This window comes from Chloroflexota bacterium, assembly GCA_026713825.1.
GTDB lineage: Bacteria > Chloroflexota > Dehalococcoidia > Lucifugimonadales > UBA1127 > UBA1127.
In genome coordinates, this window is sequence record JAPONS010000095.1 from 1 (window position 1) to 26,985 (window position 26,985).

Annotated in this window: 31 protein-coding genes; 19 read left to right on the top strand and 12 right to left on the bottom strand. The window is 65.4% G+C overall.

Going from position 1 to position 26,985, the window contains the following annotated elements:
- The 3 genes from OXC99_11550 to OXC99_11560 form a co-directional block, all read right to left on the bottom strand.
- Positions 1-453 (bottom strand): ABC transporter ATP-binding protein (locus tag OXC99_11550; protein MCY4625617.1); only part of this gene is annotated, 453 nt, incomplete at its 3' end.
- Positions 450-1,421 (bottom strand): hypothetical protein, encoded by a 972-nt coding sequence (locus tag OXC99_11555; protein ID MCY4625618.1) that lies wholly within the window; start codon positions 1,419-1,421, stop codon positions 450-452. The genes OXC99_11555 and OXC99_11550, both read right to left, overlap by 4 nt.
- Positions 1,418-2,320 (bottom strand): ABC transporter ATP-binding protein, encoded by a 903-nt coding sequence (locus OXC99_11560; protein ID MCY4625619.1) that lies wholly within the window; start codon positions 2,318-2,320, stop codon positions 1,418-1,420. Before OXC99_11560 ends, OXC99_11555 begins: the two co-directional genes overlap by 4 nt.
- A 595-nt stretch (positions 2,321-2,915) precedes the next feature.
- On the opposite strand from OXC99_11560, the gene OXC99_11565 reads away from it, so the two are divergent.
- The 8 genes from OXC99_11565 (at position 2,916) to OXC99_11600 (ending at position 10,698) form a co-directional block, all read left to right on the top strand.
- Positions 2,916-3,359 (top strand): helix-turn-helix transcriptional regulator, encoded by a 444-nt coding sequence (locus tag OXC99_11565; GenBank protein ID MCY4625620.1) that lies wholly within the window; start codon positions 2,916-2,918, stop codon positions 3,357-3,359.
- Positions 3,360-3,411: 52 nt separating this feature from the next.
- Positions 3,412-4,827, top strand: coding sequence for a pyruvate kinase (gene pyk / locus OXC99_11570; GenBank protein MCY4625621.1), 1,416 nt, complete (start codon positions 3,412-3,414; stop codon positions 4,825-4,827).
- 41 nt (positions 4,828-4,868) lie between these two features.
- Positions 4,869-5,660 carry a hypothetical protein gene (locus OXC99_11575; protein ID MCY4625622.1) on the top strand — a complete coding sequence of 264 codons (792 nt, stop codon included), beginning with the start codon at positions 4,869-4,871 and terminating at the stop codon, positions 5,658-5,660.
- On the top strand, positions 5,660-6,619 hold the full coding sequence (locus OXC99_11580; protein ID MCY4625623.1) for a DUF2791 family P-loop domain-containing protein: 960 nt from the start codon (positions 5,660-5,662) through the stop codon (positions 6,617-6,619). Before OXC99_11575 ends, OXC99_11580 begins: the two co-directional genes overlap by 1 nt.
- 180 nt (positions 6,620-6,799) lie before the next feature.
- The gene (locus OXC99_11585; GenBank protein ID MCY4625624.1) at positions 6,800-7,912 is read left to right on the top strand and encodes a DUF2791 family P-loop domain-containing protein; all 1,113 of its coding nucleotides are present in this window, start codon (positions 6,800-6,802) and stop codon (positions 7,910-7,912) included.
- A 34-nt stretch (positions 7,913-7,946) separates the two neighbouring features.
- On the top strand, positions 7,947-9,977 hold the full coding sequence (locus OXC99_11590) for a DEAD/DEAH box helicase (protein ID MCY4625625.1): 2,031 nt from the start codon (positions 7,947-7,949) through the stop codon (positions 9,975-9,977).
- A gap of 158 nt (positions 9,978-10,135) precedes the next feature.
- Positions 10,136-10,369 carry a DUF433 domain-containing protein gene (locus OXC99_11595; protein ID MCY4625626.1) on the top strand — a complete coding sequence of 78 codons (234 nt, stop codon included), beginning with the start codon at positions 10,136-10,138 and terminating at the stop codon, positions 10,367-10,369.
- Complete coding sequence (locus tag OXC99_11600) at positions 10,366-10,698, top strand: DUF5615 family PIN-like protein (protein ID MCY4625627.1); 333 nt, start codon at positions 10,366-10,368, stop codon at positions 10,696-10,698. Before OXC99_11595 ends, OXC99_11600 begins: the two co-directional genes overlap by 4 nt.
- 117 nt (positions 10,699-10,815) lie before the next feature.
- Here OXC99_11600 and OXC99_11605 read toward each other — a convergent pair whose 3' ends face one another.
- From OXC99_11605 to OXC99_11635, 7 genes are all read right to left on the bottom strand, one after another.
- Positions 10,816-11,214 (bottom strand): PIN domain-containing protein, encoded by a 399-nt coding sequence (locus tag OXC99_11605; protein ID MCY4625628.1) that lies wholly within the window; start codon positions 11,212-11,214, stop codon positions 10,816-10,818.
- The gene (locus OXC99_11610; GenBank protein MCY4625629.1) at positions 11,211-11,426 is read right to left on the bottom strand and encodes an AbrB/MazE/SpoVT family DNA-binding domain-containing protein; all 216 of its coding nucleotides are present in this window, start codon (positions 11,424-11,426) and stop codon (positions 11,211-11,213) included. Before OXC99_11610 ends, OXC99_11605 begins: the two co-directional genes overlap by 4 nt.
- Before the next feature lie 104 nt (positions 11,427-11,530).
- Positions 11,531-12,835: a VWA domain-containing protein gene (locus tag OXC99_11615; protein MCY4625630.1), complete on the bottom strand. Its 1,305-nt coding sequence runs from the start codon at positions 12,833-12,835 to the stop codon at positions 11,531-11,533.
- Entirely contained in the window at positions 12,828-13,733 is a 906-nt protein-coding gene (locus OXC99_11620; GenBank protein ID MCY4625631.1) for a MoxR family ATPase, read from the bottom strand. Before OXC99_11620 ends, OXC99_11615 begins: the two co-directional genes overlap by 8 nt.
- A 123-nt stretch (positions 13,734-13,856) precedes the next feature.
- Positions 13,857-14,723 (bottom strand): xanthine dehydrogenase family protein subunit M, encoded by an 867-nt coding sequence (locus OXC99_11625; GenBank protein MCY4625632.1) that lies wholly within the window; start codon positions 14,721-14,723, stop codon positions 13,857-13,859.
- A 2-nt stretch (positions 14,724-14,725) separates the two neighbouring features.
- Entirely contained in the window at positions 14,726-17,080 is a 2,355-nt protein-coding gene (locus tag OXC99_11630) for a molybdopterin-dependent oxidoreductase (GenBank protein ID MCY4625633.1), read from the bottom strand.
- 3 nt (positions 17,081-17,083) lie between these two features.
- On the bottom strand, positions 17,084-17,560 hold the full coding sequence (locus tag OXC99_11635) for a (2Fe-2S)-binding protein (protein ID MCY4625634.1): 477 nt from the start codon (positions 17,558-17,560) through the stop codon (positions 17,084-17,086).
- A gap of 192 nt (positions 17,561-17,752) precedes the next feature.
- Between OXC99_11635 and OXC99_11640 the strand changes: the two genes are divergently transcribed.
- Complete coding sequence (locus tag OXC99_11640; protein MCY4625635.1) at positions 17,753-18,190, top strand: carbon monoxide dehydrogenase subunit G; 438 nt, start codon at positions 17,753-17,755, stop codon at positions 18,188-18,190.
- A gap of 220 nt (positions 18,191-18,410) precedes the next feature.
- Entirely contained in the window at positions 18,411-19,394 is a 984-nt protein-coding gene (locus tag OXC99_11645; protein MCY4625636.1) for a hypothetical protein, read from the top strand.
- A gap of 59 nt (positions 19,395-19,453) precedes the next feature.
- Here the strand turns inward: OXC99_11645 and OXC99_11650 are convergent, their stop codons facing one another.
- Positions 19,454-19,684, bottom strand: coding sequence for a type II toxin-antitoxin system prevent-host-death family antitoxin (locus OXC99_11650; GenBank protein MCY4625637.1), 231 nt, complete (start codon positions 19,682-19,684; stop codon positions 19,454-19,456).
- Between the two features lie 165 nt (positions 19,685-19,849).
- Between OXC99_11650 and OXC99_11655 the strand changes: the two genes are divergently transcribed.
- Positions 19,850-20,740: a phage major capsid protein gene (locus tag OXC99_11655; GenBank protein ID MCY4625638.1), complete on the top strand. Its 891-nt coding sequence runs from the start codon at positions 19,850-19,852 to the stop codon at positions 20,738-20,740.
- A gap of 206 nt (positions 20,741-20,946) precedes the next feature.
- On the opposite strand, the gene OXC99_11660 is transcribed toward OXC99_11655, so the two are convergent.
- Positions 20,947-21,345 (bottom strand): hypothetical protein, encoded by a 399-nt coding sequence (locus OXC99_11660; GenBank protein MCY4625639.1) that lies wholly within the window; start codon positions 21,343-21,345, stop codon positions 20,947-20,949.
- 72 nt (positions 21,346-21,417) lie between these two features.
- Between OXC99_11660 and OXC99_11665 the strand changes: the two genes are divergently transcribed.
- The 8 genes from OXC99_11665 (at position 21,418) to OXC99_11700 (ending at position 26,660) form a co-directional block, all read left to right on the top strand.
- Complete coding sequence (locus OXC99_11665; GenBank protein MCY4625640.1) at positions 21,418-22,053, top strand: hypothetical protein; 636 nt, start codon at positions 21,418-21,420, stop codon at positions 22,051-22,053.
- 4 nt (positions 22,054-22,057) lie between these two features.
- Complete coding sequence (locus OXC99_11670) at positions 22,058-24,052, top strand: hypothetical protein (protein ID MCY4625641.1); 1,995 nt, start codon at positions 22,058-22,060, stop codon at positions 24,050-24,052.
- 22 nt (positions 24,053-24,074) lie between these two features.
- Entirely contained in the window at positions 24,075-24,293 is a 219-nt protein-coding gene (locus OXC99_11675) for a hypothetical protein (GenBank protein MCY4625642.1), read from the top strand.
- 175 nt (positions 24,294-24,468) lie between these two features.
- On the top strand, positions 24,469-24,972 hold the full coding sequence (locus tag OXC99_11680) for a DUF4065 domain-containing protein (GenBank protein ID MCY4625643.1): 504 nt from the start codon (positions 24,469-24,471) through the stop codon (positions 24,970-24,972).
- Positions 24,972-25,283 carry a hypothetical protein gene (locus OXC99_11685; GenBank protein MCY4625644.1) on the top strand — a complete coding sequence of 104 codons (312 nt, stop codon included), beginning with the start codon at positions 24,972-24,974 and terminating at the stop codon, positions 25,281-25,283. Before OXC99_11680 ends, OXC99_11685 begins: the two co-directional genes overlap by 1 nt.
- A gap of 36 nt (positions 25,284-25,319) precedes the next feature.
- A complete protein-coding gene (locus OXC99_11690) occupies positions 25,320-25,886 on the top strand; it encodes a GNAT family N-acetyltransferase (GenBank protein MCY4625645.1) in 567 nt (188 codons plus the stop codon).
- A gap of 236 nt (positions 25,887-26,122) precedes the next feature.
- Positions 26,123-26,440 carry a hypothetical protein gene (locus OXC99_11695; protein ID MCY4625646.1) on the top strand — a complete coding sequence of 106 codons (318 nt, stop codon included), beginning with the start codon at positions 26,123-26,125 and terminating at the stop codon, positions 26,438-26,440.
- Positions 26,427-26,660 (top strand): hypothetical protein, encoded by a 234-nt coding sequence (locus tag OXC99_11700; GenBank protein ID MCY4625647.1) that lies wholly within the window; start codon positions 26,427-26,429, stop codon positions 26,658-26,660. The genes OXC99_11695 and OXC99_11700 overlap by 14 nt, the downstream gene beginning before the upstream one ends.
- The last annotated feature ends 325 nt before the right edge of the window (positions 26,661-26,985 follow it).

Genomic DNA, 26,985 nt, shown 5'->3' on the forward strand with positions numbered 1-26,985 from the left:
GTGCACGATGGTCGCCGCGAGCCGGATGCGCTGCCGCATGCCGCGTGAGTACGTGCCGGTCGCCCGGTCCGCCGCGTCCAGCAGGTTCACCGTCGAGATAGCCCAGTCCACGGCCTCCGGGTCGGTGACGCCCTGCAGCTTCGCGGCGAGCTGCACGAAGCCGCGGCCCGTCATGAACGGGTACAGGGCGTCGTGCTCCAGCATGAGGCCGACGCGGCTGTACAGGCCGACGTTGCCGATGACCTCCTCGCCCAGGACGCGCACACCCCCCTGCGAGGGCCGCAGCAGGCCGCACATCATGCTGAGCAGCGTCGTCTTGCCCGCGCCGTTGGGCCCCAGGATGCCCGTGACGCCCGGGTAGACCTCAAAGGAGACGTCGTTGACGGCCACCACGTTGCCGTACCACTTGGAGATGGCCTGCACCTCGATAGTTGCGCCGGTTCCCGTGGTCATAGGCGTAACCTCCGGTAGCGGTTCCAGAGCGCCGCGGCCGGCAGCGCCGTCCAGAACAGGTACATGCCGATGGGCGCCCAGTCCGGCAGCTCCTCCAGAGCGATGGTCGACGGCGACTGCGCCGGCAGGTCGAAGACGAGGGCGTTGATGCCATCCGTGGCCTCGCTCAGGTTCAGCAGCGCCACGTACGGGGCAACGTCGCCGATGATGTAATCGCAGTCCTCCGCGTTCAGGCGGAAGTCGTCGCCGAAACCGGCCTCAGTGTCGACGCAGTTCTCCGCGAAGGTGAGGCCGCTGATCACGGTGCTGACCATGATGTAGATGACGATGATGACCGCCGCGGCAAAGGCCCGCCGGGTGACGTACGCCGACACCGCCAGCGTCGCCAGCGAGATGAAGAGCGTGATGACCGCCCCCATCAGCAGGATGCGCGGGATGTCCTCCCAGTTGTCGCGAAGGTAGTCCAGCGGCACGTCCGCCGTCAGCATGAGGCCCGCCATCAGGAGCGCCTGCCCGGAGTAGACCAGCACGAGCACGATCGTCGCCAGCGCCGCCAGCCGCATGCCGAGGTAGTCCAGCGTGGTCATCGGCCGCACCAGGTACAGCGGCAGGACGTTGTCGCGCCGGTCCGGCCCCAGCAGCTCAGGGGCCATGATCGCCCCGAAGAGCACCAGCACCACCGCCACAATGCCGTAGTAGTCGGCGGGGCCGGGGATGAAGTCGCCCGCCTCCGCGGCCTCCACCAGGTCGCCGATGAAGGCGAGGAGGACGACGAAGACCACCGCGGGCGTCATTGCGGAGATGAAGAAGAGGACGGGCAGGATCTTGGACTTGCCGCCGCGCCCTATGCCCAGCAGCGTGCGGACGCCGTTGACAAAGAGGGACCAGCGGGCCCGGTTGCGGCCCTGCCGAGGGCCGGTGTAGCGCTGATAGCCAAGGTCGAATACCTCGGCGCCCGGCTGGTTCATGCGCTGCCGCCCCGGAAGATGTCGGTGAGCGTGCGGCGCGCGGGCGCAAGTCGGCGCAGCCGCGCGCCGGCGTCGACGGCCGCGTCGCGGACGATGTCGTAGTCCTCTTCCTTCGCGTGCTCGATGACGACCAGCGCGCCGTCGACGTTGGCCTCGACGCCCCGCTCGGCCAGGATGGCCGCGAACTCCTCGTGCCGGTCCGCCACCTCGATGAGCAGCGTCTCCGTCTCCTGCGTCAGGCTCGCGACGGCCCCCTCCTGCGACAGCAGCCCCGACTCCAGCACCAGCACGCTGTCGGCGATGCGCTCCACGTCGCCCATCAGGTGGGTGGAGAGCATGACGCTGATGCCGAAGTTGCGCGCCGTCCGGTCGATGAGCCGCAGCATTTCCTGCCGCCCGTCCGGGTCGAGACCCGCCGTGGGCTCGTCCAGCAGCACCAGCACCGGGTCGTGCACGACGGCCTGCGCCAGTTTCACCCGTTGCTTCATGCCGGTCGAATACTCGTGCATGGGCCGGTAGCGCTCCTCGTCCAGCCCGACGTGGCGGAGCACGTCGGCGGTGCGCGTGCGGGCCTGAGAGGGGGGAAGGCCGCTGAGTTGCGCCATGAGCATGAGGAACTCGGTGGCCGTCATGTCGCCGGGAAGGCACTCGTTCTCCGGCATGTACCCGATGCGCGAGCGGCCGTCCGGCGACCGGTACGGCTCCTGCCCCAGGATCATGGCGGTGCCGGACGTCGGCTCGATGAGTCCGAGGAAGAGCTTCATTGCCGTGCTCTTCCCCGCCCCGTTGGGACCAAGCAGCCCCGTCACGCCCTCGTTCACCTCAAACGACACGCCGTCGAGGGCCACGGTGCGGCCGTAGTGCTTCGTCAGGGAGTGTGCTTCCAGAAGAGGCGGCATACACACAGGATAGCGCACGGCACGGCGGGGGTGAAGGGGGGCGCAGGGGAATGCGGGGCTATGCGGGGGACAATTGATGGAGACGGGAATATCCTTTTCCGAAGTCATGATCATTCTGGTGTGGAAAGGTCAGCGTTGACAGTTCAGCAACACAACAATAACATTGTGTAGTCATCCTGAATTTGATGGTTACGGCCGGGGGGTCACTGGGCAGATTGGAACGAAATAACCCAGAGGTTTGGGCACAACGCGACGAGGCGGAGATTGTTGGAAGGGTTGAGGGCAGCGTTGGAGGACCTGAGGGCGGCGGGCTGCGCTGTTGTCTATGTCGATGGCAGCTTTGTGACCGCGAGAGAGTTGCCGAACGACTACGATGCCTGCTGGGAAGAGAACCGGGTGGACCCACATGCTCTGGATCCCGCCCTTTTCACATTCGATCCAGGGGGGCAACCCAAAAGGCCAAGTATTTGGGAGAATTGTTTCCCGCTACGATCGCTGCCGACCCGGACGGCCTGTCGATTTTTCAATTCTTCCAAAGGGACAGAGAGACGGGGCGAGCAAAGGGGATTGTCGCCATCGCCTTGGGAGGGTTGCGATGATCAAGAACGAAAGGCAATATCGGATCACGAATGCGCAGGCAAAGCGGTTCTCAAAGACGCTGGGCAGTCTGCGGCAACGCGCGGCAATCCCTTCAGGAACTCACCCGCTCATCGCAAAGGCGCAAATAGAGGCTATTGAAAGCCAGCTGACAGACCTGGAGCACGAGTTGCGCGAATATGAGCTGCTCAGGTCCGGCGACTTCCAATTGCCTGAACTTGACTTCATTGCCCATCTGCCCGCCGTCCTCATCAAGGCCCGCATCGCACGGGGTCTAAGCCAGAGGGACCTTGCACAGCGAGTCGGGCTGAAGGAGCAGCAGATACAGCGGTATGAGGCCACTGACTACTCCTCCGCCAATCTCGCACGGATCCTGGAGGTGGCGAAGGCCCTGGACCCGCTCACAGGCGACATTTGGGAAAATCAGTCGACACGCCAGTGAGGGTCGCGTAGTCTCTAACCGTACCACCCCAAGCCGGAGGCGCCCCACCCCCATGCGCGCGACCAAGATCATCGCCACCCTCGGCCCGGCCACCTCGGCGCCCGAGCGCGTCGAGGCGCTGCTGCGCGCCGGCGTCGACACCGTGCGCCTCAACTTCTCCCACGGTTCGTATGACGGCCACGCCCGCCTCGTGCGGCTGGTGCGGGAAACGTCGGAACGCCTGGGGGTGCACGTCGCCGTCCTGCAGGACCTGCAGGGGCCGCGCATCCGCACCGGGCCGCTCAAGGGCGGCGGGCCGCTGGAACTCCGCCTGGGCGCGGAGCTCCTCATCACCCGCGACGCCGTGGAGGGCGAGGCCGGACGCATCAGCAGCACCTACCCGGACATCCACCGCTTCCTGGCGCCCGGCGACCGCGTCCTCCTCGACGATGGCCGCCTGGAGGCCGAGGTGCTCGCCGTCGAGGGCCAGGACATCCGTTGCCGCATGACCAAGGGCGGCCTTCTGGGGGAGTTTCAGGGCATCAACCTCCCCGGCGTCCAACTGGACATCACCACCTTCACGGAGAAGGACCGCGAGGACCTGGCGTTCGGCCTCGACATCGGCGTCGACTGGGTCGCCATGAGCTTCGTGAGCAGCGGCGACGACGCCAAGCCCCTGCGCGACATGGTGAAGCGCCGCCGCCTTTCGACGCCCCTCATCGCCAAGGTCGAGCGCGCCACCGCCCTCGCCAACCTCGACGGCATCCTGCGCGCCTTCGACGGCGTCATGGTCGCCCGCGGCGACATGGGCGTCGAGCTCTCGGCCGAGGAGGTCCCCGTCTGGCAGCGCGTCATGCTGCAGCGCGCGCGGGTCCGGGGCAAGCTCGCCATTGTCGCCACCCAGATGCTCGAGTCCATGATCAACGAGCCGCGCCCCACCCGCGCCGAGGCGTCCGACGTCGCCAACGCCGTCTGGGAGGGCGCCGACGCCGTCATGCTCAGCGGCGAGACCGCCATTGGCGCGCACCCCGTCGAGGCCGCCGCCGTCATGGCCCGCATCATAGAGCGCGCCCAGGCCACCGCGTCCCTCGACGACCCCGGCGACTTCCGCGAGCGCCGCCCCGAGGCGCAGGCTATCGCCCGCGCCGCCTGCCGCATGGCCGGCGACCTCAACGCCAAGGCCATCGTCGTGCTGACGAGCTCCGGCGTCACCGCGCACCGGGTGAGCCGTCACCGGCCCGCCGCGCCCGTCGTCGCCCTGACGTCCAGCCCGGAGGTTGCCCGGCAGATGAACCTCTGGTGGGGCGTGCTCCCCGTGGTGGCGGGCCTGCCGCAGATCACCGTCAGCAACGCCGAAATCGTCGACGCCGCCCTCCTCGCCCACGGCCTCGTCCGCCCCGGCGACCAGATAGTCCTAGTAGGCTCCGCCCCCTTCGCCGCCCGCACGCCCACCAACTTCCTCTGGGTGCGGCGCGTGGAGGAGGAGTAGGGGGGAGTGTATAGTGTAGGCTATGACTCTGAGAGGTGAACATGGAAACGTTTGAAGGTGCGTTTAGTGATGTGGAGCAAGGAGCGGACTCAACGCTACAGGCCGCCAATGGGCTGGTGAGACAGATCAAGGCACTGCAGAAGGCGGCCAAGGAGGGAAATATCGCCGCCATGAAGCGAGCGCAAGAGCGAGTCGATGTTGAGTTGAGAACTCTACGCCAAGCTGCTGCCAATGCCATTGGGGCTTGGCCCTTTTCCAGCGAAGCGGAAGATCAGTACCTTAAGACGCAATACGCCGGGGAGCTTCAAGCGGTCGCCCAAGCGCAAGGACTAACGGTGCATGAGCGAGACGGACGCTTGGTAGCCCACCCGTCTATGGTGCGCGTCCTGGCCGGGGACCGGGCGGTCAGGATCGACAAGAAACAGACGTCCACGATTCGGCCCTCTCACCTCGTGGGGCTTCTGCTCGCCAACCAGAAGAAGCCCATCCGGCACCAGTCCACCGCCTTTCTTGAAGCCCTCTACACCGTCTACAAGGACATGGTGGGCGACGAATCCCCTGACCGGATGCTTCGCGACAGCGGCCGGGTGGTGCCGCTGGAGGTGATTTACCGGCGGCTCACCTACCTGCCGGGGAGCGGTAGAGAGTACGAACGCACCGACTTTGCCCGGGCGCTCTATGACTTAGACGCCAGCGGCGTCAAGATGACCAAGGCAGGGGCTACGGTCTCTTTCACCGACGGTGGGAGAACTCCAAGGGGGTTATTCACCTTTGTGGGGCCGGACGGCCGGGACGTCCAGTACTACGGCATCTGGTTTACGGAGGAGCGCTGATGCCAGACACCATTCCTCTCCAGAATTGGCTGCGCTACCTGAATCAGGAATACCTGACAACGTTCATCCAAGACGGCGGCACAGCCGTGAAGTTCGTTGTAACCCCGGATGCTCGGAGATCCGACTTGGCTTCGGCGTTGCAGGACAGGTGCATGGAGTTGGATTACTTGTTCGTGAAGCTGGACGCGATCGAGACACGTGTCCACATGCCTCAGGACATCTTCTTTGGTCTGGCCCGGCAAATTGACTGGCGGCTATTAGCCCGCCGTCGCATCTTGGAGTTGGCTGCTGCGCGGGGCTATCAGGTTGAGGGTATTGCCCCTGGGCTGACGGCCAACATCTATCAACGGATTGCCCATGCCAATAACCTAGATGCTCAGCCGTTCCGCATTGGAATTGAGCAGGGGATACAGGACACCGTATTTAAAAGCGTGGAGATGGCTAGAGATTTTCGGGTTGGCATGTTTCAACTCTGTTTGGGGGAGGACGTATCTGACAGGACAGAATACACTGGCCAACCACTACTGGATTGGCTGACCGGCGCCAACACCCGTATCGGCAATGTGCGTCCATTTTCCATCTATACAGGGATCAACCGATCCACTGCCAGATACTTCATTGAGTCTGCGCTTCACTGGGTACGGGATGTGGGGTACGCCGGAACCGTTATCCTGTTGGACAATTCCCGCGTCACCCTCTCCCCCAACCCAAGGGACCGCCAGCGATATTACACACGGGCCATGGCCATGGAACACTATGAACTCCTGCGGGAGTTCGTGGACAGCGCCGACCATCTCACCGCTACGTTGCTGGTAGTCTCAACTGGAACGGAGTTCCTCAATGAAGAACGAACCAGTAAAGGCTATGGTGCGTATCCAGCCCTGCAAACCCGAATTATGGACGACGTTCGAGACAGAAACCTAGTCAACCCAGTCGCGTCTCTAGTACGGTTGGTATAGGGGGATAACGGCATGACGCAGCGTACTGGGGGTAACACAGTCCTCGCCTACCGATCAGCCTTAGAAGCGCTACGCAACGGCGTCCCCAACAGGGAAGCCGTGCGTCTCTTGGGCTGTAACCAACCAGAGGCGGAATCCGAATTTACCCGTCTCCTAAACACAGCCCAAGATACCACTAACATGCCCGATAATGCACTTGGGATGTTGGTCTCCGGCGACTTCGGCACGGGGAAGTCCCACCTGTTGACTTACTTGGAGCACTTGGCGTTGGAGCGGGGCTTCGTGTGCAGCAAGGTGGTTATCAGCAAGGAGACACCCTTGTACGACTTGAGCAAGGTGTTCAAGTCGGCAGTGGACAACGGCCGCATGCCGGACCGCAAGGGGCGACTGATAGAGGAATTGGGCCAAGCACTCGCCCCACGATCGGAAGCTTACGACGCTTTATATGTTTGGGCGCATGACACACCTGCAAACGGGCTCAGCCAGATTTTTCCGGCCAGTCTGCGTGTGCATTCGGATTCACGTGACCTGCAGTTGGACAGCGAGGTCGAACGATTTTGGGGCGGCGATCCGATATTGGTCTCGCGTGTGAAGGGCGGGTTGAGGCAGATAAGGCAGTTGCAAAGTTACTCCTTCCGTGCTCCCAGGGTTGCTGAGCTGCCTCCGCAACGGCTGCGTTTCACCACGGAACTCATCAAGGCCGCCGGATACAAAGGATGGGTGGTCCTGCTGGACGAGATTGAGCTCGTCGGCTCCTACTCCCTTCTGCAACGGGGTCGGTCCTACGCCGAACTGGCCCGGTGGATGGGGCAGGCCGTCACTCAAAAGTATCCCGGCCTCATCGTGGTGGGCACTGTGACCGCAGACTTTGCCACTACCGTCATCGACCCCTCAGGTCAGAAGCGGGACCGCGACAACGTCGGGCCAAGGCTACAAGCCCGTCATGAGGATATCGTCCCCCTAGCGGAAGCCGGAATGCGGCTACTGGAGCGGGGCGGGATACCGCTCAGCCCGCCCCCCGATTCCCACGTCCAGAGTACCATGGACGAGTTGCGGCGCATCTACAGCATCGCCTACGACTGGAATGCGCCGCCGTTGCTGGCCAAGAGTGGCGGCGCTGGATATCAGGGGCGTATGCGCTTCAAGGTACGATCCGCTATTAACGAGTGGGATCTGATACGCGTCTATCCGAATTCGCGGCCAGACATCGTCGGCGACGACTTTCGCTCTTCCTATACGGAAGACCACGACCTGGAAACGGAATCCAAAGACAACGCCGGAGATGACTGCTAACTGCCGCAGATCCGGGTCAGGGGACGGAGAGTCGTTGCCCTCTTTTCACGATATCAAGAAAGTAGCCAGCGGAGACGCGGCGGCGTGGCTGCGGTTTGTCCATGAGGACGATGGCGGCGTTTGGGGCGCCCTCTTTGAGACCACTGCGCTCGGCGAGCCACTGTCGTACTGCTTCACCCGCGTAGGGCCGCCGCGCCCGTCTGATGAAGATGCCCCGGATGCCGCTGTCTCTCCCTACCGCGCCCTGGTCTCCACGCTCCTCCAGGCTGCCCAACGCTCCCCGGTCGTCGCCTTCTGCCTTATGGACGAAGTGTCGTCGCCAAGCATGCTCGACGTTGCCACTTCCAAGTCGCTGCCCGTCTGCTCTATTGACAGCCTGGCCATCGCCGATGCCGGCGCAAAGCTGTCGTGGGTCCCCGCCCCCCCGGACGACGACACGTCCGCTGACCGTGTGCTGAAGCAAGTGTTGTCGCAGAGCGACCCATATGAACCGTTCCAGCGGGCCGAGAAGGCCATCAACGAAGCCAGCGCCGATGCCACAGTTCGTGCCATGGCGCTTCTGCCCGGTCTCACCACTGTCGTCATTCTGCCTGCGCCGCCGGAGCCTGGGGAACCCCCGGCTGACTCGGATGAAGGCGGGGATGGAGCTTCGTCCTCGCTCACGCTGGCGCAGCGACTCTGGCGCGCACTTGCGCTGCGTCCTCACGCTCCAGACCCTGCCCCTGATGTTCACCTGGACTGGGTCGGGAAGCTTATGCCTTTCCAAGTAGAAGGCGTGCAAGCACTACTGGCCAGCGACCGCCTGCTGCTGGCCGACGACATGGGCCTCGGTAAAACGCTGCAAGCCATTGCCGCCTTGCGAATTCTAAAAGCCCGCGGGCAAGCGGGGGCAGTTCTGGTAGTGGCCCCGGCCAGCTTGCTTGGGCAGTGGCGGCGGGAGTTGAACAAGTGGGCGCCGGAACTGTCCGCTATCATCGTGCACGGCTCCACGAGTGATCGGTCGTGGCAATGGCGTGCCAAAGTGGACGTGATGTTGGTGAGCTATGAGACCCTGCGTTCCGACGCCCTCAACAACACTCACGCGCCAGTTCGTCAGCGACGTTGGGACGTTGTGGTCGCTGACGAGGCTCAGCGCATCAAGAACCGCAACGACACCAGCGGTGCATTGAAGGGCTTGCAACGGGTCCGCTCTTGGGCGCTGACGGGTACGCCCATTGAGAACAACGAGGAAGAACTGGCCTCCATCGTTGAGTTTGTCGACTATGATGTGGGCCACTACCAGCCCGGTGCGGCATTGCAGGCGCGACACCGCCAATTGCAACTTCGGCGGAAGAAGGCCGATGTGCTGACTGACCTGCCTCCCAAGCAAGAACAGAAATTGACGATAGAGCTTACCCGTGAACAACGGGCCAGCTACCAACGGGCGGAGCAGGAAGGCATCGTCTACCTGCGTGAACTGGGGAAAGACGTCACTGTCCAGCACGTGTTCGCCCTCATAACCACGCTGAAGCAGATCTGCAATGCCGATCCGGAGACCGGCGCATCAAGCAAATTGGAGGACATTAAAGATCGGTTGGAGCAGTTGGCGGTACAGGGACACAAAGCGCTGGTATTCTCCCAATACGTCAACGGCCCTTCGGGAGTCCGCGCTGCCGTCAACTACTTAGGTGAGTTCAACCCACTGTCGCTTACCGGCAATATGTCTCAGCAGGAACGGGACGCCATCATCGACAGGTTCAAGTCCAACGATGAGCACAAAGCGTTGGTGCTCTCGCTGCGTGCCGGTGGTGTGGGATTGAACCTGCAGGAAGCTTCCTATGTCTTCCATTTGGACCGATGGTGGAACCCCGCCGTGGAGCGACAGGCGGAAGACCGGACCCACCGCATCGGCCAGACGGTGAAGGTCAACGTCATCAAATACTCTTGCGCCGACACTATTGAGCAGCGCATTGATGAAGTGCTGGAGCACAAGCAGGAACTCTTTGATCAGCTTGTTGACGATGTTTCCCTTGACCCGGAAGTCCATTTTAGTCGCGATGAACTCCTCGGCCTCTTCCCCCTCTAGCCCCCCGTCACCCCTCCCCGCGCCCCCACAGCGGGTGCCGGAACGTTGGGTTGGCGTCCCGGTGCCACGAGCGTTGCCCCGGCGTGGCGGGATGCGTGCTTGACGGGGCGGCGTGGCCCGTGTGGTAGAATTGCCGCACAAGCCCACAGGGGTGAACAGTGGCGCCTGACTACTCGAAAATAATCACCATCGAACCCGACAAGCGGGGCGGCAAGCCGTGCATTCGCGGATTGCGCATCACTGTCTATGACGTGCTGGAGTACCTTGCTTCCGGAATGTCCGAGGACGAGATACTCGCTGACTTCCCTGACCTCCACCGCGAGGACATCCGCGCTTGCCTGGCCTTTGCCGCGGACCGCGAGCGTCGGCTGATGTCTCTTCCGCCACAATGAGGTTGTTGTTCGACGAGAACCTCTCTCATCGACTGACCGAGCTGCTACAGGATCTCTACCCGGAGTCCCTTCACGTCCGAGACGTCAGTCTATCCTCTTCCGGCGATGCTGAGGTCTGGCAGTACGCCCAGGAACACGACCTTGTAATCGTTTCCAAGGACTCTGACTTTCGGCAACTAAGCTTCACCCTTGGCTACCCGCCCAAGGTCGTTTGGATTCAGATAGGCAATTGTTCCACCGCAGAGATTGAGGGGATTCTACGAGAGCAACACAGTAGCCTGCTTGCTTTCGAAAGCGATGAGGGTGGGGCCTTTCTCGCGCTTGGGTAGGGCAATTGTCCCTCCAGCACGGCAGAGCAAACGTGTGACCGCTGGTGCAGCCTGACGCTTCGGATTCCGACGGAAGAGCTACCCCTCCCCGCGCCCCCACAGCGGTCAGCGGGCGGCTCATTGCTGCGCCCGCAGTTCGGGGAAGTAGGTGCCGTAGAAGCCGCGGTCCCGCGTCAGAAAGGCCTCAGCCTTGGCAAAGGCATGGGCGCCAATCAGAAAGTCTGCAAGGATGCGTTCCCTCGGCCCGCCCGCCTGCCGGTATCGTGACAAACGCACTCCCGCCTCATACGCAATGGCCGTGTCAATCGGAGAAACCGCCGCATTGATCTCCCGCAGCGCTCCATCCAATAAGGAGCGGTTGCGAAACGCTGGAACGAGCTCCGCGTAGACCACGTCGCAAACCAGAATCGCCCTGCTGTCGTAGGCCTTGGTGAGCCACTCCTGCGAGCGAGCATGGTGCCGCGCCCCGGACACAAAGACATCCAGCAGCACGTTGGTATCAACCGACGTAATCATCGTCCCCGGATATCTTCGATGTACTGGTCAACGTCGCCAACCCCGCTCAGGATCCCGCTCACCCGCTCCACTGGATGCGTGGATGCCGACCGCTTCTGGATGAACAGGCCGTGCTCGGTCGCCGTAATCTCGACTTCCACGTCCTTGTTCATGCCGAAGCGGTCCCTGAACCGCTTGGGGATCGTGATTTGCCCGCGTTCGGATATCCGCATGGCTGACCTCGTATGATTTTCACGTTTGCTTCATCATACCATGACGCACGTGACCGCGTTGGAGGGGCGGCAAAAGGGCGATGCATCGATGCTGCGAACGGCCCCTACTCCCCCCGCCCCCACAGCGGGTGCCGGAACGTCGGATTCGCGTCGCGGTGCCACGAGCGCTGCCCCGGCGCCGCCGCCTCCGGCTCGCTCGCGTCCGCCTCGACGGCCGTCGGCCGCTGCCGGCGCTCCGGCGTGCCCGACGAGAGCGCGTTCAGGTGCCGCGCGAGGTCCATCAGCGCCGCCAGGTTGTGCACCGGCAGCAGGTCGTCGATGTAGGGCGTCGCGGCGCGGAGGCCCTGCGTCAGCGGCTCGTAGTGGGCGCCGCCGGCCAGCGGGCTCAGCCAGATGAGCCGCCGAGCGCTCCGTTGCAGCCGCTCCATCTCGCGCCCCAGCAGCTCCGGCTCGCCCCGGTCCCAGCCGTCGGACACGACGAGCACGATGGACCCCCACCCCAGCGTCCGGCGCGCCCACGTGAAGTTGAACTCCTTGAGCGCCGCCCCAATGCGCGTGCCGCCCGACCAGTCCGGCACCGCCTTGGCGACGTCGCCCACCGCCTGGTCGATGTCCCGGTGCTGGAGCTGCTTGGTGACCCGCGTCAGCCGAGTGGCGAAGAGGAAGGCTTCCACCTGCCCGTTCAGCCCGCCGTACAGGCTGTGGATGAAGTGCAGCAGCATCCGCGTGTAGCGCTCCATGGAGCCGCTGACGTCGCAGATGACCACCAGCTTGCGCGGCTTCTCCTTGCGCCGGCGGTGCCGCAGCTTCAGCAGCTCGCCGCCGTACTGCGCGTTGTCCCGCAGCGTCCGCCGCAGGTCGAGCGCGTGGCCGTCGCCGCGCACCAGCCGCCGCGACCGACGCGTCCCCGGGTCCCACGCCATCGACGCCATGAACAGCCGCGCCTGCGCCACCTCCGAGGGCGAGAACTCTGAGAAGTCCTTGGACTGCAGCACCTCGCGGGCGCTGTAGGTGCGAGTGATGTCGATGCGGTCGCCGCCCTCCTCCGCCTCGTCGACCCCGGCGCCCACGGCGTCCGAGGGCTGCCCGAGCGGCGGCGGCCCCGCCTCGACGTAGCGGTAGCGGCGCTGCTCGCCCATGGAGCGCAGGTCCATCGTGAAGGTCTGGTCCTTGCGCTGACGCCAGAAGACGGAGAAGGCCTCGTCGAAGACGGGAAGGTCCTCGCGGCGGTGCACCAGCAGCGTGCGCAGCGCCGCGTGCACGTCGCCCCGCCGCTGCAGCCCGATGTCCTCGAGCACACTCACGGCGTCGAGCATCCGGCCCGCGTGGACGTCGAGCCCCAGCCGACGCAGCAGCCGCCCGAAGAGCAGCAGGTTCGGCAGCATCTGCCCTTCGACGGCGCTAGCCACGCCTGCCGCCGCGACCCGCGCCGCGGTTCTGGGCTCGCGCCAGCAGCGCGCGGGTCTGTTCGCCGCGGACGTTCTGCACGTCCTCCCGGTACTTCAGCATGACGCCCAGCGTCTCGTCGATGACCTCCGGCGTGAGCGCCTCCGTGTTCAGGCTCACCAGCGCGGCCGTCCAGTCCAGCGTCTCGGCGACGCCCGGCACCTTGTACAGTTCCGCGCCCCGCAGCTCCTGCACGAAGGCCGTCACCTGCCCCGCCAGCCGCTGCGACGCCCCCGGCGCCTTGCTCCGGACGATCTGCGTCTCCTTGTCCAGGTCCGGGTAGTCGATCCAGTAGTAGAGGCACCGCCGTTTCAGCGCGTCGTGGATCTCCCGCGTCCGGTTCGACGTGATGACGACCACCGGCCGCGTCTCCGCCGTGTACGTCCCGACCTCCGGCACCGTGATCTGGAAGTCCGAGAGCATCTCCAGCAGGTACCCCTCGAACTCCTCGTCCGCGCGGTCCAGCTCGTCGATGAGCAGCACCTTGCGGTCGCCGCCCTCCAGCGACTGCAGCAGCGGCCGCTTGATCAGGAACTCCTCGCTGAACAGCTCCCGCTCGGCCGCCTGCCGGTCGACATCGCCCGAGGCCTCCAGCAGGCGAAGGTGCAGCAGTTGCCGCGAGTAGTTCCACTCGTACACGGCCTGGCTGACGTCGAGCCCCTCGTAGCACTGCAGCCGGATGAGCCGCGCGTTCAGCGCCGACGAGAGCGCCCGCGCGACTTCCGTCTTTCCGACGCCCGCCTCGCCCTCGAGGAAGAGCGGCCGCCCAAGCTGCAGCGCCAGGTACACCGACATCGCCAGCCCGCGGTCGGCGACGTACATCTCGCCCCGCAGCGCCTCCTGCAGCGCGTCGACGGACATGGGAGTGTCGGGCACGGTCGTTTGCTCCACTGTCAGGGTCCTCCAGGCGTAGTCTGTGGAAGGGCAGAAAGGGGGCGGCTCACCGGCCGCCCCCTCATTGTGCACGTAACGAGTCTGCGCAGGCTACCCCGCGCGCGCCACCGCGGCCTCCAGGGCCCGCCGCACGTAGACGCCCGCCATCGCCTGCCGGTACTCCGATGAGGCGTAGACGTCGCCCATGGCGTCGCCCTGGAAGTCGCCCGACACCGCCGATGCGGCCGCCGCCAGCGCGTCCGCGCCGACGCCCGACCCGGCCAGCGCCGCCTCGACCGACGCAGCCCGCGTCGGCGTCGATTCGACACCCCCTACCACCACGCTGGCGGACGAGCATACCCCGTTCGCCACGCTCACGATGGCCGCGGCGCCGACGACCGAGTACCGCGACGCCGGGTGCGAGAACTTGACGTAGGCCGTGCCCGCGCCCGACGCCACGCCGGGCACCGACACGCTGGTGACGATCTCGCCGTCGTCCAGCGCGTTCTCCAGCAGGCCCGTGAAGAAGTCGGCGGCGGCGACGCTCCGCTCACCGTTCTGGCCGGCGGCGTTGATCGTCGCGCCGAGGGCCGTCAGCACCGTCGGCAGGTCCGACTGCGGGTCGCCGTGCGCGACGTTCCCGCCGATGGTGCCGCGGTTGCGCACGGCCGGGTCGCCGACCCTGCTCGCCGCCTCCGCCAGCACCGGCGCCCGCTCCTGCCCCAGCGCCGCCCCCGCGATCTCCGCGTGCGTCGTCAGCGCGCCGATGCGCACGCCGTCGCCGTCCGCGCTCACGCCCTTCAGCTCGGCGACCTGGCCGATGTCCACCAGCGTCGGCGGTGAGGCCACGCGCAGCTTCATCATCGGCAGCAGGCTGTGCCCGCCCGCCAGCAGCTTCGCGCCCTCAATCCCGTTCAGCAGCTCCACCGCCTCTGCGACGGAGGCTACCCGATGGTATGTGAACTGTGATGGAAACATGGTTAGCCTCCATTCTTCGCGTCGTTGATGGCGCGCCAGACCTTCTCTGGCGTCAGCGGCATGTCCACCCGGTTGACCCCGAGCGGCCGCAGCGCGTCCATGACGGCGTTGTACACCGTCGGCGTCGCCGCGATCGTCCCCGCCTCGCCGACGCCCTTCAGCCCCAGCGGGTGGTGCGGCGACGGCGTCGTCGTGGATGCGACGTTGATGTCGGGCAGCAGGTCGGCCCTCGGGAGGGCGTAGTCCTGCATGGTGCCCGTCAGCGGCTGGCCGTTGTCGTCATAGACGACGCCTTCCCACAGCGCCGGGCCCACGCCCTGCACCACGCCGCCGTGCACCTGTCCCTCGACAATCATCGGGTTGATCTGCACGCCGCAGTCGTCAACCGCCCAGTAGTTCTGCAGGTCGATGTGTCCCGTCTCCGCGTTCACCTCGACGACCGCCAGGTGCGTGCCGAAGGGGTAGGTGAAGTTCGGCGGGTCGTAGAAGGCGCTCGCCTCCAGCCCCGGCTCCATGCCCTCAGGCATATTCCACGCCACGTTGGCCATCAGCGCGATGTCCTGGATCGTCTTGGCCTGGTCGTCCGACCCGCGAACGAAGAACCGCCCGTCGTCGTACTCGATGTCCTCGACGGCGGCCTCCAGCAGGTGCGCGGCCAGCTCCTTGGACTTCTCCTTGATCTTCCGCGAGGCAAACGCGATGGCTCCGCCGGACACCACCGTCGTCCGGCTGCCGTACGTGCCCCAGCCCATCGGCGTGTTGTCCGTGTCGCCGTGGATGATCTCCACGTCCTCCACCGGCACGCCCAGCTCTTCCGAGACGATCTGCGCGAAGGTGGTCTCCTCACCCTGTCCGTGCGGCGAGGAGCCGACCATGACGTTGACCTTGCCCGTGGGGTGGAACCGCACGATGGCGCTCTCCCACAGGCCGCCCTGGAATCCGACCGCGCCCGCCACCTGTGACGGGCCCAGGCCGCAGATCTCAACCCACGTCGCCATGCCGATGCCGACCAGCCGGCCCTCGGCGCGGGCCGCCGCCTGTACCGCCCGCAGGCCATCGTAGTCCGCGTTGGCCAGGCAGGTGTTCAGCGTCAGCTCGTAGTCGCCGCTGTCGTAGATGATGCCCGTGGCGACGTCGTGGCCGTTCTCGAACTTGGGGATCAGGTTCTTGCGCCGGAACTCCGCCGGGTCCATGTCCAGCGCGGCCGCCGTCAGGTCCACCAGCCGCTCGATGAGTGTCGTGGCCTCGGGCCGTCCGGCGCCGCGGTACGCGTCCACCGGCGTGCCGTTGTTGAACACGCCGTAGATCGTCCCGGAGATGTTCGGGATGTTGTACGCGCCCGAGTACATCAGGCCGTGCAGAATCGTCGGCACGCCGGGCGCCGCCGTCGAGAGGTAGGCGCCCATGCCCGCGTACACCGTCGTGCGCAGGCCCGTGATCGTGCCGTCGGACGTGGCCGCCATCTCCACCTCTTCAACGTGGTCGCGGCCCTGCGTCGTCGCAAGGTAGTTCTCGCTGCGCGTCTCTGTCCACTTGACCGGCACGCCCAGCTTCATCGCACAGAAGGCCGTGATGGCCTCGTCCGGGTAGTAGGGGATCTTGCTGCCGAAGCCGCCGCCCACCTCGGGCGCGATGACCCGTATCTTGTGCTCCGGCACGCCCGTCACCACCGAGGTCAGGAACCGCGCGATGTGCGGGTTCTGCGACGTGCTCCACAGCGTCAGCTCGCCCATCGCCGCCATGTATGACGCGACGGCCGACCGCGGCTCCATCGGGTTCGCGATCAGCCTCGGCAGCGTGATGGTGTCGCTGACCGTCACGTCCGCCGCCGCGAAGGCCGCGTCCGCGTCGCCGCCGGCCACCGCCCATGTGAAGGCGATGTTGTTCTCGACGTCGTCGTGGAGCTGTGCCGCGCCCGGCTGGGCCGCCGCCTTGGGGTTGATGACCACGCCCAGCGTCTCGTACTCGACCTCGATGTGCTCCAGCGCGTCCTCCGCCTCGTAGCGCGTTCCCGCCACCACGACGGCCACCGCGTCGCCGACGTAGCGGACGCGGTCCTTGGCGATGGCCGGGTGCTCCGGCGTCTTCAGGTCGGAGCCCGGGATCAGCCACGCGCAGGGCATGCCGGCGAGCACGCCGTCCGTGTCCGCGCCGGTGTAGACCGCCACCACGCCCGGCTGCGACGCCGCGGCGCTGGTGTCGATGCTCTTGATGTTCGCGTGGGCGTGCGGGCTGCGGAGGATCGCCGCGTGGACCATCCCCGGCAGCTTGATGTCGTCCGTGTAGGGCGCGCGGCCCGTGATCAGGCGCGGGTCCTCACGGCGCCGAATGCCGGATCCGAAAGATCGCGTCGTCATGGCTTAGCTCCCTCCCATGGCGCCGGCGGCCTCTTCCACTGCGCTCACGATGTTCTGGTACCCCGTGCAGCGGCAGATGTTGCCCTCCAGCGCATGCCGGATCTCCTCCCGCGAGGGCGAGGGATTGTTCCGCAGCAGCTCCTCTGAGGCCATGATCATGCCCGGCGTGCAGAATCCGCACTGCAGGCCGTGCTTGTTCCAGAAGGCCTCCTGCAGCGGGTGCAGGTCCACGCCGTTGGAGAGGCCCTCGATGGTGTTGACCGTCGACCCCGACGCCTGCACGGCAAGCACCGTGCACGACTTCGCGATCTGCCCGTCCAGCTGCACCGTGCAGGTGCCGCACTGGCTGGTGTCGCACCCCACCTTCGTCCCCGTCAGCCCCGCGTTCTCGCGGATGAAATGGACCAGAAGCTGACGGGGCTCCACCTCCCCGCTGAAAACCCGCCCATTGATGGTGATCTCCACAGGAACACTCACGATGCACCTCCTCCCGAGACACCCCGGGTGTTTTGCGCATAGGGCTCGGCTCGGCAAGGGTATGCAGAGCATGCGTGAATGTCAATGGTATCTATGCGCCGTTCGCATGAGGCACGTTCAAGGGTACCCGCGACAGCCCGAATCGGGGCTCAACCGCCCCTCGCCCCACAGCCCCGCCCCTGCTATAGTCAAGCCATGAAACTCAACGGCAGCTACACCTTCCCCATCGCGCGCGACACCCTCTGGGCCGCCCTCATGGACCCCGAGGTCATCGGCGCCTGCCTCCCCGGCGTCCAGAGCTTCTCCGCCGTCGCCCCCGACACCTACGCCTTCGAGGTCGGCTTCCGCGTCGGCATCGTCTCCGGCGCCTACAAGGGCACCCTCGAGGTCCGCGACGTCGACGCCCCCAACTCCTACCGCATGGTCGTCCAGGGCGCCGGCATCCGCACCGACATGAAGGGCGAGGGCAGCGTAGCCCTCACCCCCGACGACGCCACCACCACAACCCTAACCTTCGACGGCGACGTCAACGTAACCGGCATCCTCGCCAGAGTAGGCCAACGCATGATGGGCACAGTAGCCAAACAACAAATAGACCGCCTCTTCCAATGCCTAAGCGCCAAGGCTGGGTAGGGGATGTCCCGTTTAAAGTTCATCCTTCGGCGGGAAGTCTTGCCTAGCACTCCCAGCAACCATGCCGCTACGATTAGACAGGTGTACCCTAATCCCAAGAAGCCAAGGGCCGCGCCGCAATTGGACAAAAAGAGGTGTGGCTGCTGAAGACAATGGCGGGACTCTTGAGTGCAAGAAGTACTGATTCCGCTTTGGCTGCGGACTAGGAGGTTGGAACTAATTGGCTAGCGAAGAGAAAAAGACGTGTTTTGTTATTGCTCCCATTGGTGATACAGGTTCGGAGATTAGGGAAAGGTCTGATCTGGTCCTAGAGCACATTATTCGCCCCGCCGTAGAACCTCTTGGATACGAGGCATTTCGTGCCGATGAAATCGACGATCCAGGTATCATCACGAGCCAAGTGATTCAACAAGTTTTAGATTCCGATTTAGTTGTCGCTGACCTTACTGAGAGAAACCCCAACGTTTTCTATGAATTGGCGATTCGCCATTTGATTCGGAAGCCCTTCATCCAACTCGTGCGAGAGGGAGACCGCATCCCGTTTGATGTGGCGGGAACGCGAACGATTTTTGTTGATCACACCAATCTGGCAAGCGCCGCAGAAGCCATTGGCACTATAAGAAAGCAGATTCAATCACTTGAATCGGGCACGCAAGATTTGGATACACCCATATCCACCGCAGTAGACCTACAGAGGCTGCGACAAAGTGAGGTTCCGCAGGAGCGCTCACTTGCTGAGATCTTGTCGAATGTGGCAGAGATGCGGGCAGAAATCTCAAATCTTGCTGAGTCATTACCTGAACTGAGCGAAGGCGGAGGCAGGAGAGAGCTTCAGGCACTGAGTGAAAACGTTTATAGGAAGGTCGAAGAAATCTCTGCTTTTGCTCAACCTCCACGATCAAGGGCCCCATTGGTCCCTACCCGCGGGCTTGAACGTTTGATTGTTGACCTCCCGCCGCCATACAAGCTGTTAATGGCTAGCAGTGTGTTTCAGGAAAGCGCACCGTGGCTGTATGCCCTTGGTATAGAGGCATATAGGTATATTTCTGCCGGTAACGATGACAATGCAAGGGAAATCTTACGAGTAATGATGGCCACGATCCGTTCTACCGGGGATTTTGCGCCTACCGGGAGAAGATCTTTAATGTTACTTGAAAGTATTGTTTCACTCATTCTGAATAGCATCGACGATTCTCCCTTCTAGTAAGGATAGGCTCACCCAAGTCATCAGGGAGCTTGTAAAGCCCGCCGTAGCGCTCCAAACTACCCCTCCCACCGTGCCAGCTCTTCCTCCGGCAGCGGGTCAAAGAAGCTGTCGTCCAACTTCACGAGGCCCTTCAATCGCCCAGGTTGCGGCGTTCGCTTCTTTGGGATCGCCACCAACCGCGCCACCGGCACGCCGTTGCGCGCGATGACCACTTCCTCGCCGGCCTCAACCAGCGCCAGCAGTCGTGAGAGCTGCGCCTTCGCCTCTGAAATGTTCACTTGAACCACGGTGGTCTCCCGAAATTAGTTGCCTGAGTCAAGTATATCGCATGTCAAAACACAAAACCCTGCCACATCCTCCTTGCCCTCAACAGAACGCACGTTCCAAACTCCCCTCCATCACACACCGGCCCCGGCGCGACTCGCCGAGAGGCCCAGAGGAGAGGAGTCACCATGGCACTCACACTGGCGGAGGGCGCAAAGCTCTCAAATGACATGCTCCTGACCGGCGTCATAGAGACCATCGTCAAGGAAAGCCCCGTCCTGCAGGTCCTGCCCTTCATAGAGGTCGTCGGCAACGGCCTCACCTACAACCGGGAGAACGCCGCGCCCTCGGCCGCCTTCTACACCGTCGGCGACACCTGGGCCGAGTCCACCCCCACCTTCACCCAGGTCACCGCCACCCTCAAGATCCTGGGCGGCGACGCCGACGTGGACAACTACCTCCGCGCGACCCGCTCCAACGTCCAGGACCTCGAGGCCGCCGTCGTCCATCTCAAGGCCAAGGCCGTCCGCGCCGAGTTCGAGGACACCTTCATCAACGGCGACGTCTCCTCCGAGGCCAAGTCCTTCGACGGCATCGACCGCCTCACCACCTCGGGCCAGGTCGTCTCCATGGGCGCCAACGGCGCCACCCTCACCCTCGATAAGGTGGACGAGCTCATCGACAAGGTCGTCGACGGCAAGCCGCACATGCTGCTCATGTCGCGCCGCACCCGCCGCAAGCTCACCGCCCTCTCCCGCGCCGCCGGCAGCGGCCTGCTCGTCTCCGACCGCAACGAGTTCGGCATGATGCTCGACTACTACGACGGCGTCCCCATCGGCGTCAGCGACCACATCGACGACGACAAGCGCGCCGGCTCCTCGACCGACGCCTCCACCATCTACGCCCTCCAGTTCGGCGAGGGCGCCGTCGCCGGCCTCACCGGCCCCGGCGGCCTCGTCGCAGAGCGCGTCGGCAGCCTCGAGTCCAAGGACGCCACCCGAGTCCGCGTCAAGTGGTACGTCGCCATCGCCAGCTTCAACAACCTGAAGCTCGCCAAGCTCACGGGAGTGCGTGACTAGCAGGGATTCGAGCCGCCAACTCCGTTCGTTGGACCCTTCGAGAGCCTCAGGGCGAACGGATTTGGTGGTGGGGGAGCACACGCGTCATTCCCGCCCCCTCCCCGTCATTCCTGCGCAGGCAGGAATCCAGAGGGGCGGCGGAGGGGCCCCTTCCCCCTCGGGGGGAAGGCTGAGATGGGGGCGTCCCCCGGGGCGCGGAGCCGCACCTACTGCAGCTCCACCCCGCCCGAAAACACGCGAACAATAATCACCGCCGCCAGCACGAACCCACCCGCGGCGGCCAGGAGCAGCGATGCGTAGACCCACTGCTCGGACGAGATCACCGTCGTGCCGTTGCTCTTCAGCGGCGGCCCCAGCAGCGGCACGGCGGCCACCAGCCACAGGTACGGCACCAGGTGCGACGGGTTCTCGATCGCCGCGATGCGCCCCGCCAGCGATGCCAGGCTCCACATCGCAAGCGTCACGGTCAGCAGCGCCGCGCCCCGCACCATAGCCTGGTCCCGGAACGTGGCGGTCCCGGCGGTCAGCCGGAAACGGGCGAGGAGCAGGGTGAACCCCATGGTCCCGCCCCACAGCACAACAACAAAGACGACAAATAAGGCCAAAGCGTCACCCTCCGCCGTCCATGATACGGCACCGCGAGGGCCCGGCGCTGCGGCCGCCGAAAGGAATGTGACATGGACATTGCCCAGATGCGCGCCCTCGTGCGCCGAGACCTCCGCGACGACGACCCCGCCGCCCAGCGCTGGACCGACGACGAACTCGACCGCCACATCCAGCACGCCGTCCACGACCTCGGCCGCGCCGCCCCCGTCGAGTCCGTCGCCACCGTCGCCGCCGTCGCCGGCAGCCGCGAGGTGGCCCTGACGCCCCTGAGTGGCCTCCTCGAGGTCGAGGGCGTCGAGTTCCCCGTCAACCTCCACCCGCCCTGCTTCGCCCCCTTCAGCCGGTGGGGCGCATCCCTGTCGCTGCACGTCGACCCGCCGCCCTCCCCAGGCGACCAGCTCCGCGTCTACTACACCAGGCTCCACACCGTCGACGCCACGTCGTCAACGGTCCCGGCGCAGTTCGAGGACACCGTCGCGACGGGCGCCGCCGCCTACGCCTCCCTCGCGTGGGCCAGCTACGCCGCCAACCGCGTCAACCTCGGCGGCGAGGACACCGCCCGCCGCTACCGCATCTGGGGCAACGAGCGCCTCGAGGCCTTCCAACTCGCCCTCGGCCGCGCCAGGTCGCGCCGTGGCGTCCGCGTCCGCCGCATGTACCCCGAGGGCGACCCCGCGCCGCGCCAGCTCCGCGTGCGAGGAGCGTAGGGCCATGCGCGCCATCACGAACTCTCTGCTCACCGCGCAAACCGAAGCGTCCGGCCGCCCCCACGTCCGCGTCGAGGCCCTCGACGCCCTCGCCGGCGTCGCGCGGCCCCACTTCGCCCGCCTGTACGACGGCGACGAGGAGCCCTTCCACCACGCGGCCACCATGCCCGCCGACGGCTCCCTCGTCCGCGTCCGCCTGACCGAGTCCGACGGCGCCCTCTACGTCCAGCGCGTCCCCAACCCCGGCCCGGCCAGCGACTTCGCGGCGTGGACGCGCCTCGACACCGCCGCGACGGCCTGCAACGTCGCCGCCTGCAGCCGCGGCGCAACGGTCCTCGTCGCCTTCCGCGACCCCGCTAACCCCCGCGCCGTCTGCGTCCGCGAGAGCGCCGACTCCGGCGCAACGTGGAGCGAGCGCCGCGTCGCCGCCACCCTCGCGAGCGGCACCGTCGAGCGCCTTGCCGCGAGCTTTGGCTCGGCAGGCGCCCCCGCAATCTTCCTCGCCGCCAACGACGCCCGCCTCCACGTCACGACGCGCACCGGTAGTGTTTGGAGCGCCCCCGCGGCCCACGACTACGCCCTAGCCGACGTCACGGGCCTCGCCGTCGACAACGACACCGCGTGGCGGCTCGCCGTCACCGGCGCCGACGCCACCGGCCGCCACCGCGTGTGGACCGCCTCCTACGACGGCGCGTGGTCGCCCCTCCTCGAGGTCACCCGCGCCGACGCCGGCTCCGGGGTCACCTTCGCCGCGCCCTTCCTCCGACTAGCGGACGTCGCCCGCCTCACCGTCGTCGAGCGCTACACCGGCGCGGGTGCCTACCAACGCCCCCTCATGTTCAACACCCTCGCCGCCACGACGTTCGACGCCAACTCCTGGGCCGACCCTGTCCCGCTGGAGGCCGACGCCCCCCACGGCATCGCCGTCGCGGGCGCCGCCGTCGCCATGACGGGCGACGTTAGCGCCCTCTGGCTCGCCGCGCCCGACGGCGTCTGGCACGCCGCCCTCGACGCCTCGCCGCGCGACCTCTCCGCGGACGTGCTCTCCCTCGCCATGCGAGAGTCGCCCGGCGGCACGATCACCCTCGCTCTCCGCAACGACGACGGCCGCTACGACGCCGTCGGCCACCCCGCCTCCCCCATCCGCGAGGGCACTGAGCTTCGCGTCAGCCCCGGCTACCTGACCCCTGTGGGCGAAGAGGTCTCGGAGGGCCCCGCCTTTTGGGTCACCGGCTGGGAGCGGCGCTACGGCGGCGGCGAGGCCACCCTCGTCGTCCACGCCGACGACGGCTGGACGCTGCTCGCCGCGTGGCGCGCCCGGCGGCAATTCGCCTGGGCCCGCGGCGAGGCCGCGATCGCCTCCATCCTCGGCTTCATCCTCCAGCGCGTCGGCCTCGGCCTCCAGTCCGCCAACCCCAGCGACGCCATGCTCGCGCACCGGCCCGCCTTCACCGTCCACCCCGGCGAGTCCGGCGCGACGGCCGTCCGCCGCCTCATGGACATGGTCCCGGACCTCCTCCACTTCCGAGGCCGCATTGCCCGCCTCACCCTCCCGCAGCCCACGGACGCCGCCGGCTACGCCTTCGGCAGCTACCACCCCGTCCACGACATCCGCCTGGCCGCCAGCGCCCCCGACGCCACCCGCGTCCAGGTCTTCGGCGGTGCCACCGACGGCACGACGGCCGTCGGCGAGGCCCTCGACCACCGCGCCATCCCCCTCCTCGGCGAGCGCCTCCGCCAGGTCAACGACCTCAACCAGGACACCCTGGCCAAAGTCGAGTCCCACGCCGCCGCGCTCCTGGCCCGCGCCCGCCGCGACGCCCTCTCCGGCGAGCTCGTCGCCCCGCCCAACGTCGCCCTGGAGATCCACGACGTCGTAGCCATCCACACCCCCAACACAACCGCCGTCGAGCGAATGCGCGTAGCCGCCCTCGACCTTGACTACCGCCGCACCGGCACGCCCCGCTACCAGCAAAAGATCACCCTGAGCGGCCTATAACGCCACCAACAAAGGAGGACCCATGCTCACAGAAATCCACAAAGCCACCATCCGAACCTTCAACGCGACAACCTACACCGCCACCGTCCAGATCACCGGCAGCCTCGCAACCTGGCTCGCCGACGTCCCGGTCGCCCGCAACATCCCCGCCACCGCCGTCACCGACGGCCGCACCTGCGCCGTCCTCTTCTTCGACGCCGGCAACCCGTCGGACGCCGTCGTGCTCGCGGTGTACGGGTAGGGACCGCTTTGTAATTGGCACACCTAATAGCGTGGCTGGTATACAATGGCCCCAAGGGCCTTCCGATACAAATGCAGCCAGCCTGGGCGGCAGTTGTTGAACGGGAAATGGGGAACGGGCTATGAGCACTGCTCAAACGGTAATCTTGCGGGTATTGTCCAATTCAAGGACGCCTATGCCTACAACCAAGCTTGTGAAGCTGGTTTACCTCATCGACTATTCCTACTTCGAACACTACGGCGAGACCCTGACCGGTTTCCAATATATGTGGGACCACCACGGGCCGAACGCCCTTAGCCATGCCATCAAGGCCGAAGCGGAACTCTTGGCTGAACGCGGCATGGTGCGAATTCTTCACAAGCCCAACATTTACGACAGTGTGACCACCGAGTTCAGCCTGGCCGATGGCGTTCAGATGGGGCGCCTGGATTCTGGTGCTGAGATGGTAGTCTCGGACATCCTGCACCTCTATGGCCACTACTCGGTCAAGAGGATTACCGCCCTCAGCAAGAAGACCAAGCCCTTTCGGAACGCGAACCAGTACGATCCGTTGGTATTCGACCAATCGGCGCCGGTGGAACGTGGCGAGCCGGGTGACTGGGAAGCCCACCGGAGCGAGATTGAAGAGCTGGGTACCACCTCGCAAGAGGAGATCATGGCCGAGTATGGCCTGAACTAGTGGCTACCCGGCGGTTTTTCCTCTCACCCTCTGCCCGCCGGTTTCTGGACGCTCAGGACAACCAGACTAGAGGCCGCCTAGTCGATATCCTCCTCTGGCTCTGCGAGCACCCCTACCGCGACCCTGAGGATCCCAACAAGTCCATGTTCCTCGCCCCGCCCGTCATGATGCGCATGTACCAGGACTACTTTCACTGGGTCATCTACTACCTGGACGGAGATTCGGAAGCGGGCGTGGAGCCCGATGCGCGGCTCGTCGTGGCCAACATTGGGCGCGTGGGTGAACAACCGCGACTGACTCGGCCATCGTAAGCCCCCGCCTTGCCCCCACTCCCGCTGCCCAGCACAATGCAGTCATGGGCGCCTAATACGGCCAGCGCGAGAGTACGCAGTGATCGAGATCCCCGACAACGAAGCGGGACCCTCCAGTCGCCCCGACTGGACCTCACGCCAATGGTGCAGCGCGACGCCCCAGACCTCTTTGCCCTCCTGAGAGATCCGGCCCTCCACGAGTTTTCGACAGATCCACCGCCTGCGCATCGCGATGAAGTCCAGGCGAGAATCCGTGTGTGGGAATCGCGACGCTCGCCCTCGCAGGATGACCTGTGGCTGAATTGGACCCTGCGCCTCCGGCAGAGCGGGATCGCAGTGGGGTACATCCAGGCGACAGTCTATGAATATGCCGCCGAGCTGGCCTGGGTCATCGGCGCCCCCTTCCAGCGGCAGGGATACGCAACTGAAGCCGCTCAACGCGTCGCGAGGTGGGCTCTCGACTACTTCAAGGTCGCAGAGCTACGTGCCAGCATCCACCCCGACCACATCGCCTCCCAAAGAGTCGCAGCAAACGTCGGCCTCCAACCCAGCGGCGTGTTCACCTATGAAGGCGAGGAGATCTGGGTGAATCGTTATAGGTGAGCAGTCGTTGCGTGGTCTACCCCGACCCCATCATCCCCTCGCCGACGTGGTGGTGCTGGCCGTCTCCGAATAGGATGCCTGATATTCCCAAGGCTCAGCGCGCTGACGCCTCAATAGCGCAGAAACTTCATGGGAAATGCAACAATGGTTGTTGGATGGTAGACTGCGCCATGCAACTAAAGTTGGATGAAGTACGCCTGAGTTCGAGGCGAGGGGTCATTCTAGGAGGCGAGTAAGTGGACCGATTGCAGCTAAAAGTTGAATTCGTCGTGCAGGTGGAAGATCGGAACGACTACTGGTGCGCCAGCGTCGAGAAGATGCCGGTCTTCACCTACGGCAAGACCGAACAAGAGGCGCGGGAGGAAGCCGAGCGAGTGTTGGCGGACGTCGTGCGCCGGTGCCATGAGCGTGCGGGCGTTTCAGGTCTCTTGACGTACCTTCACCGCCAGGGTGTCGCATTCGACATCAAGAGTGGCCGGAGAACGAGACAGGAGTCCAGCACGCGCAAGAGGGTGCAACTCACGGAGGAATTGGAACTCCGTGAGGCTGCTTAGCAAGCGCGATGTCATCGACTGCTTCGAACAGTTCAGCTTCGTAACCCAGGAAGCCCTTGGCCATGGATGGTTCTACCACCGGGACGAACTCTACGCCGAAGTCTATGTCGCATTCCTCAACGACTCGGTCGTCTATGACGACGTTCAGCGCGCCTTGGGAGAGTTGGGCCAATTGGGCATCGACGTGTCACTCTGTTTGGAACGGCTCTTGGTGGAATAGCAGTACGAAATAGTTGCCCTAGGGGTGTGGACGCTTCCCCCAACCCCCACCACAATAGTCCCATGCAACTCCGCACCGCCATCCTCCTCGCCGCGTGCCTCGCCCTCGCGACGGCCTGCACCGCCGAGGACGCCCCCATCGCCCGCGGCGAGCCCGCGCCCTTTGGGTCACCCCTCGCCCTCTCCGCGCCGCCGTCCGCCGTCCCGACGCTCGCCACCCCCCCCCCCCCCCCCCCCCCCCCCCACCGCCCCCCCCGCCGGAACCCCCCCCCCCCCCACCCCCGCGACCCCCCCCCCCGCCTTGTCCACCCGCGCACCCGCCGCAC

Bases quoted from the DNA above. Each gene is read 5' to 3' on its own strand.
- pyk (MCY4625621.1), top strand. From the start codon at position 3,412: ATGCGCGCGACCAAGATCATCGCCACCCTCGGCCCGGCCACCTCGGCG.
- OXC99_11665 (MCY4625640.1), top strand. From the start codon at position 21,418: ATGGACATTGCCCAGATGCGCGCCCTCGTGCGCCGAGACCTCCGCGAC.
- OXC99_11575 (MCY4625622.1), top strand. From the start codon at position 4,869: ATGGAAACGTTTGAAGGTGCGTTTAGTGATGTGGAGCAAGGAGCGGAC.
- OXC99_11680 (MCY4625643.1), top strand. From the start codon at position 24,469: ATGCCTACAACCAAGCTTGTGAAGCTGGTTTACCTCATCGACTATTCC.
- OXC99_11670 (MCY4625641.1), top strand. From the start codon at position 22,058: ATGCGCGCCATCACGAACTCTCTGCTCACCGCGCAAACCGAAGCGTCC.
- OXC99_11655 (MCY4625638.1), top strand. From the start codon at position 19,850: ATGGCACTCACACTGGCGGAGGGCGCAAAGCTCTCAAATGACATGCTC.
- OXC99_11605 (MCY4625628.1), bottom strand. From the start codon at position 11,214: ATGATTACGTCGGTTGATACCAACGTGCTGCTGGATGTCTTTGTGTCC.
- OXC99_11675 (MCY4625642.1), top strand. From the start codon at position 24,075: ATGCTCACAGAAATCCACAAAGCCACCATCCGAACCTTCAACGCGACA.
- OXC99_11555 (MCY4625618.1), bottom strand. From the start codon at position 1,421: ATGAACCAGCCGGGCGCCGAGGTATTCGACCTTGGCTATCAGCGCTAC.
- OXC99_11600 (MCY4625627.1), top strand. From the start codon at position 10,366: ATGAGGTTGTTGTTCGACGAGAACCTCTCTCATCGACTGACCGAGCTG.
- OXC99_11690 (MCY4625645.1), top strand. From the start codon at position 25,320: ATGCAGTCATGGGCGCCTAATACGGCCAGCGCGAGAGTACGCAGTGAT.
- OXC99_11625 (MCY4625632.1), bottom strand. From the start codon at position 14,723: ATGTTTCCATCACAGTTCACATACCATCGGGTAGCCTCCGTCGCAGAG.
- OXC99_11610 (MCY4625629.1), bottom strand. From the start codon at position 11,426: ATGCGGATATCCGAACGCGGGCAAATCACGATCCCCAAGCGGTTCAGG.
- OXC99_11580 (MCY4625623.1), top strand. From the start codon at position 5,660: ATGCCAGACACCATTCCTCTCCAGAATTGGCTGCGCTACCTGAATCAG.
- OXC99_11620 (MCY4625631.1), bottom strand. From the start codon at position 13,733: ATGTCCGTCGACGCGCTGCAGGAGGCGCTGCGGGGCGAGATGTACGTC.
- OXC99_11630 (MCY4625633.1), bottom strand. From the start codon at position 17,080: ATGACGACGCGATCTTTCGGATCCGGCATTCGGCGCCGTGAGGACCCG.
- OXC99_11565 (MCY4625620.1), top strand. From the start codon at position 2,916: ATGATCAAGAACGAAAGGCAATATCGGATCACGAATGCGCAGGCAAAG.
- OXC99_11585 (MCY4625624.1), top strand. From the start codon at position 6,800: ATGCCCGATAATGCACTTGGGATGTTGGTCTCCGGCGACTTCGGCACG.
- OXC99_11640 (MCY4625635.1), top strand. From the start codon at position 17,753: ATGAAACTCAACGGCAGCTACACCTTCCCCATCGCGCGCGACACCCTC.
- OXC99_11560 (MCY4625619.1), bottom strand. From the start codon at position 2,320: ATGCCGCCTCTTCTGGAAGCACACTCCCTGACGAAGCACTACGGCCGC.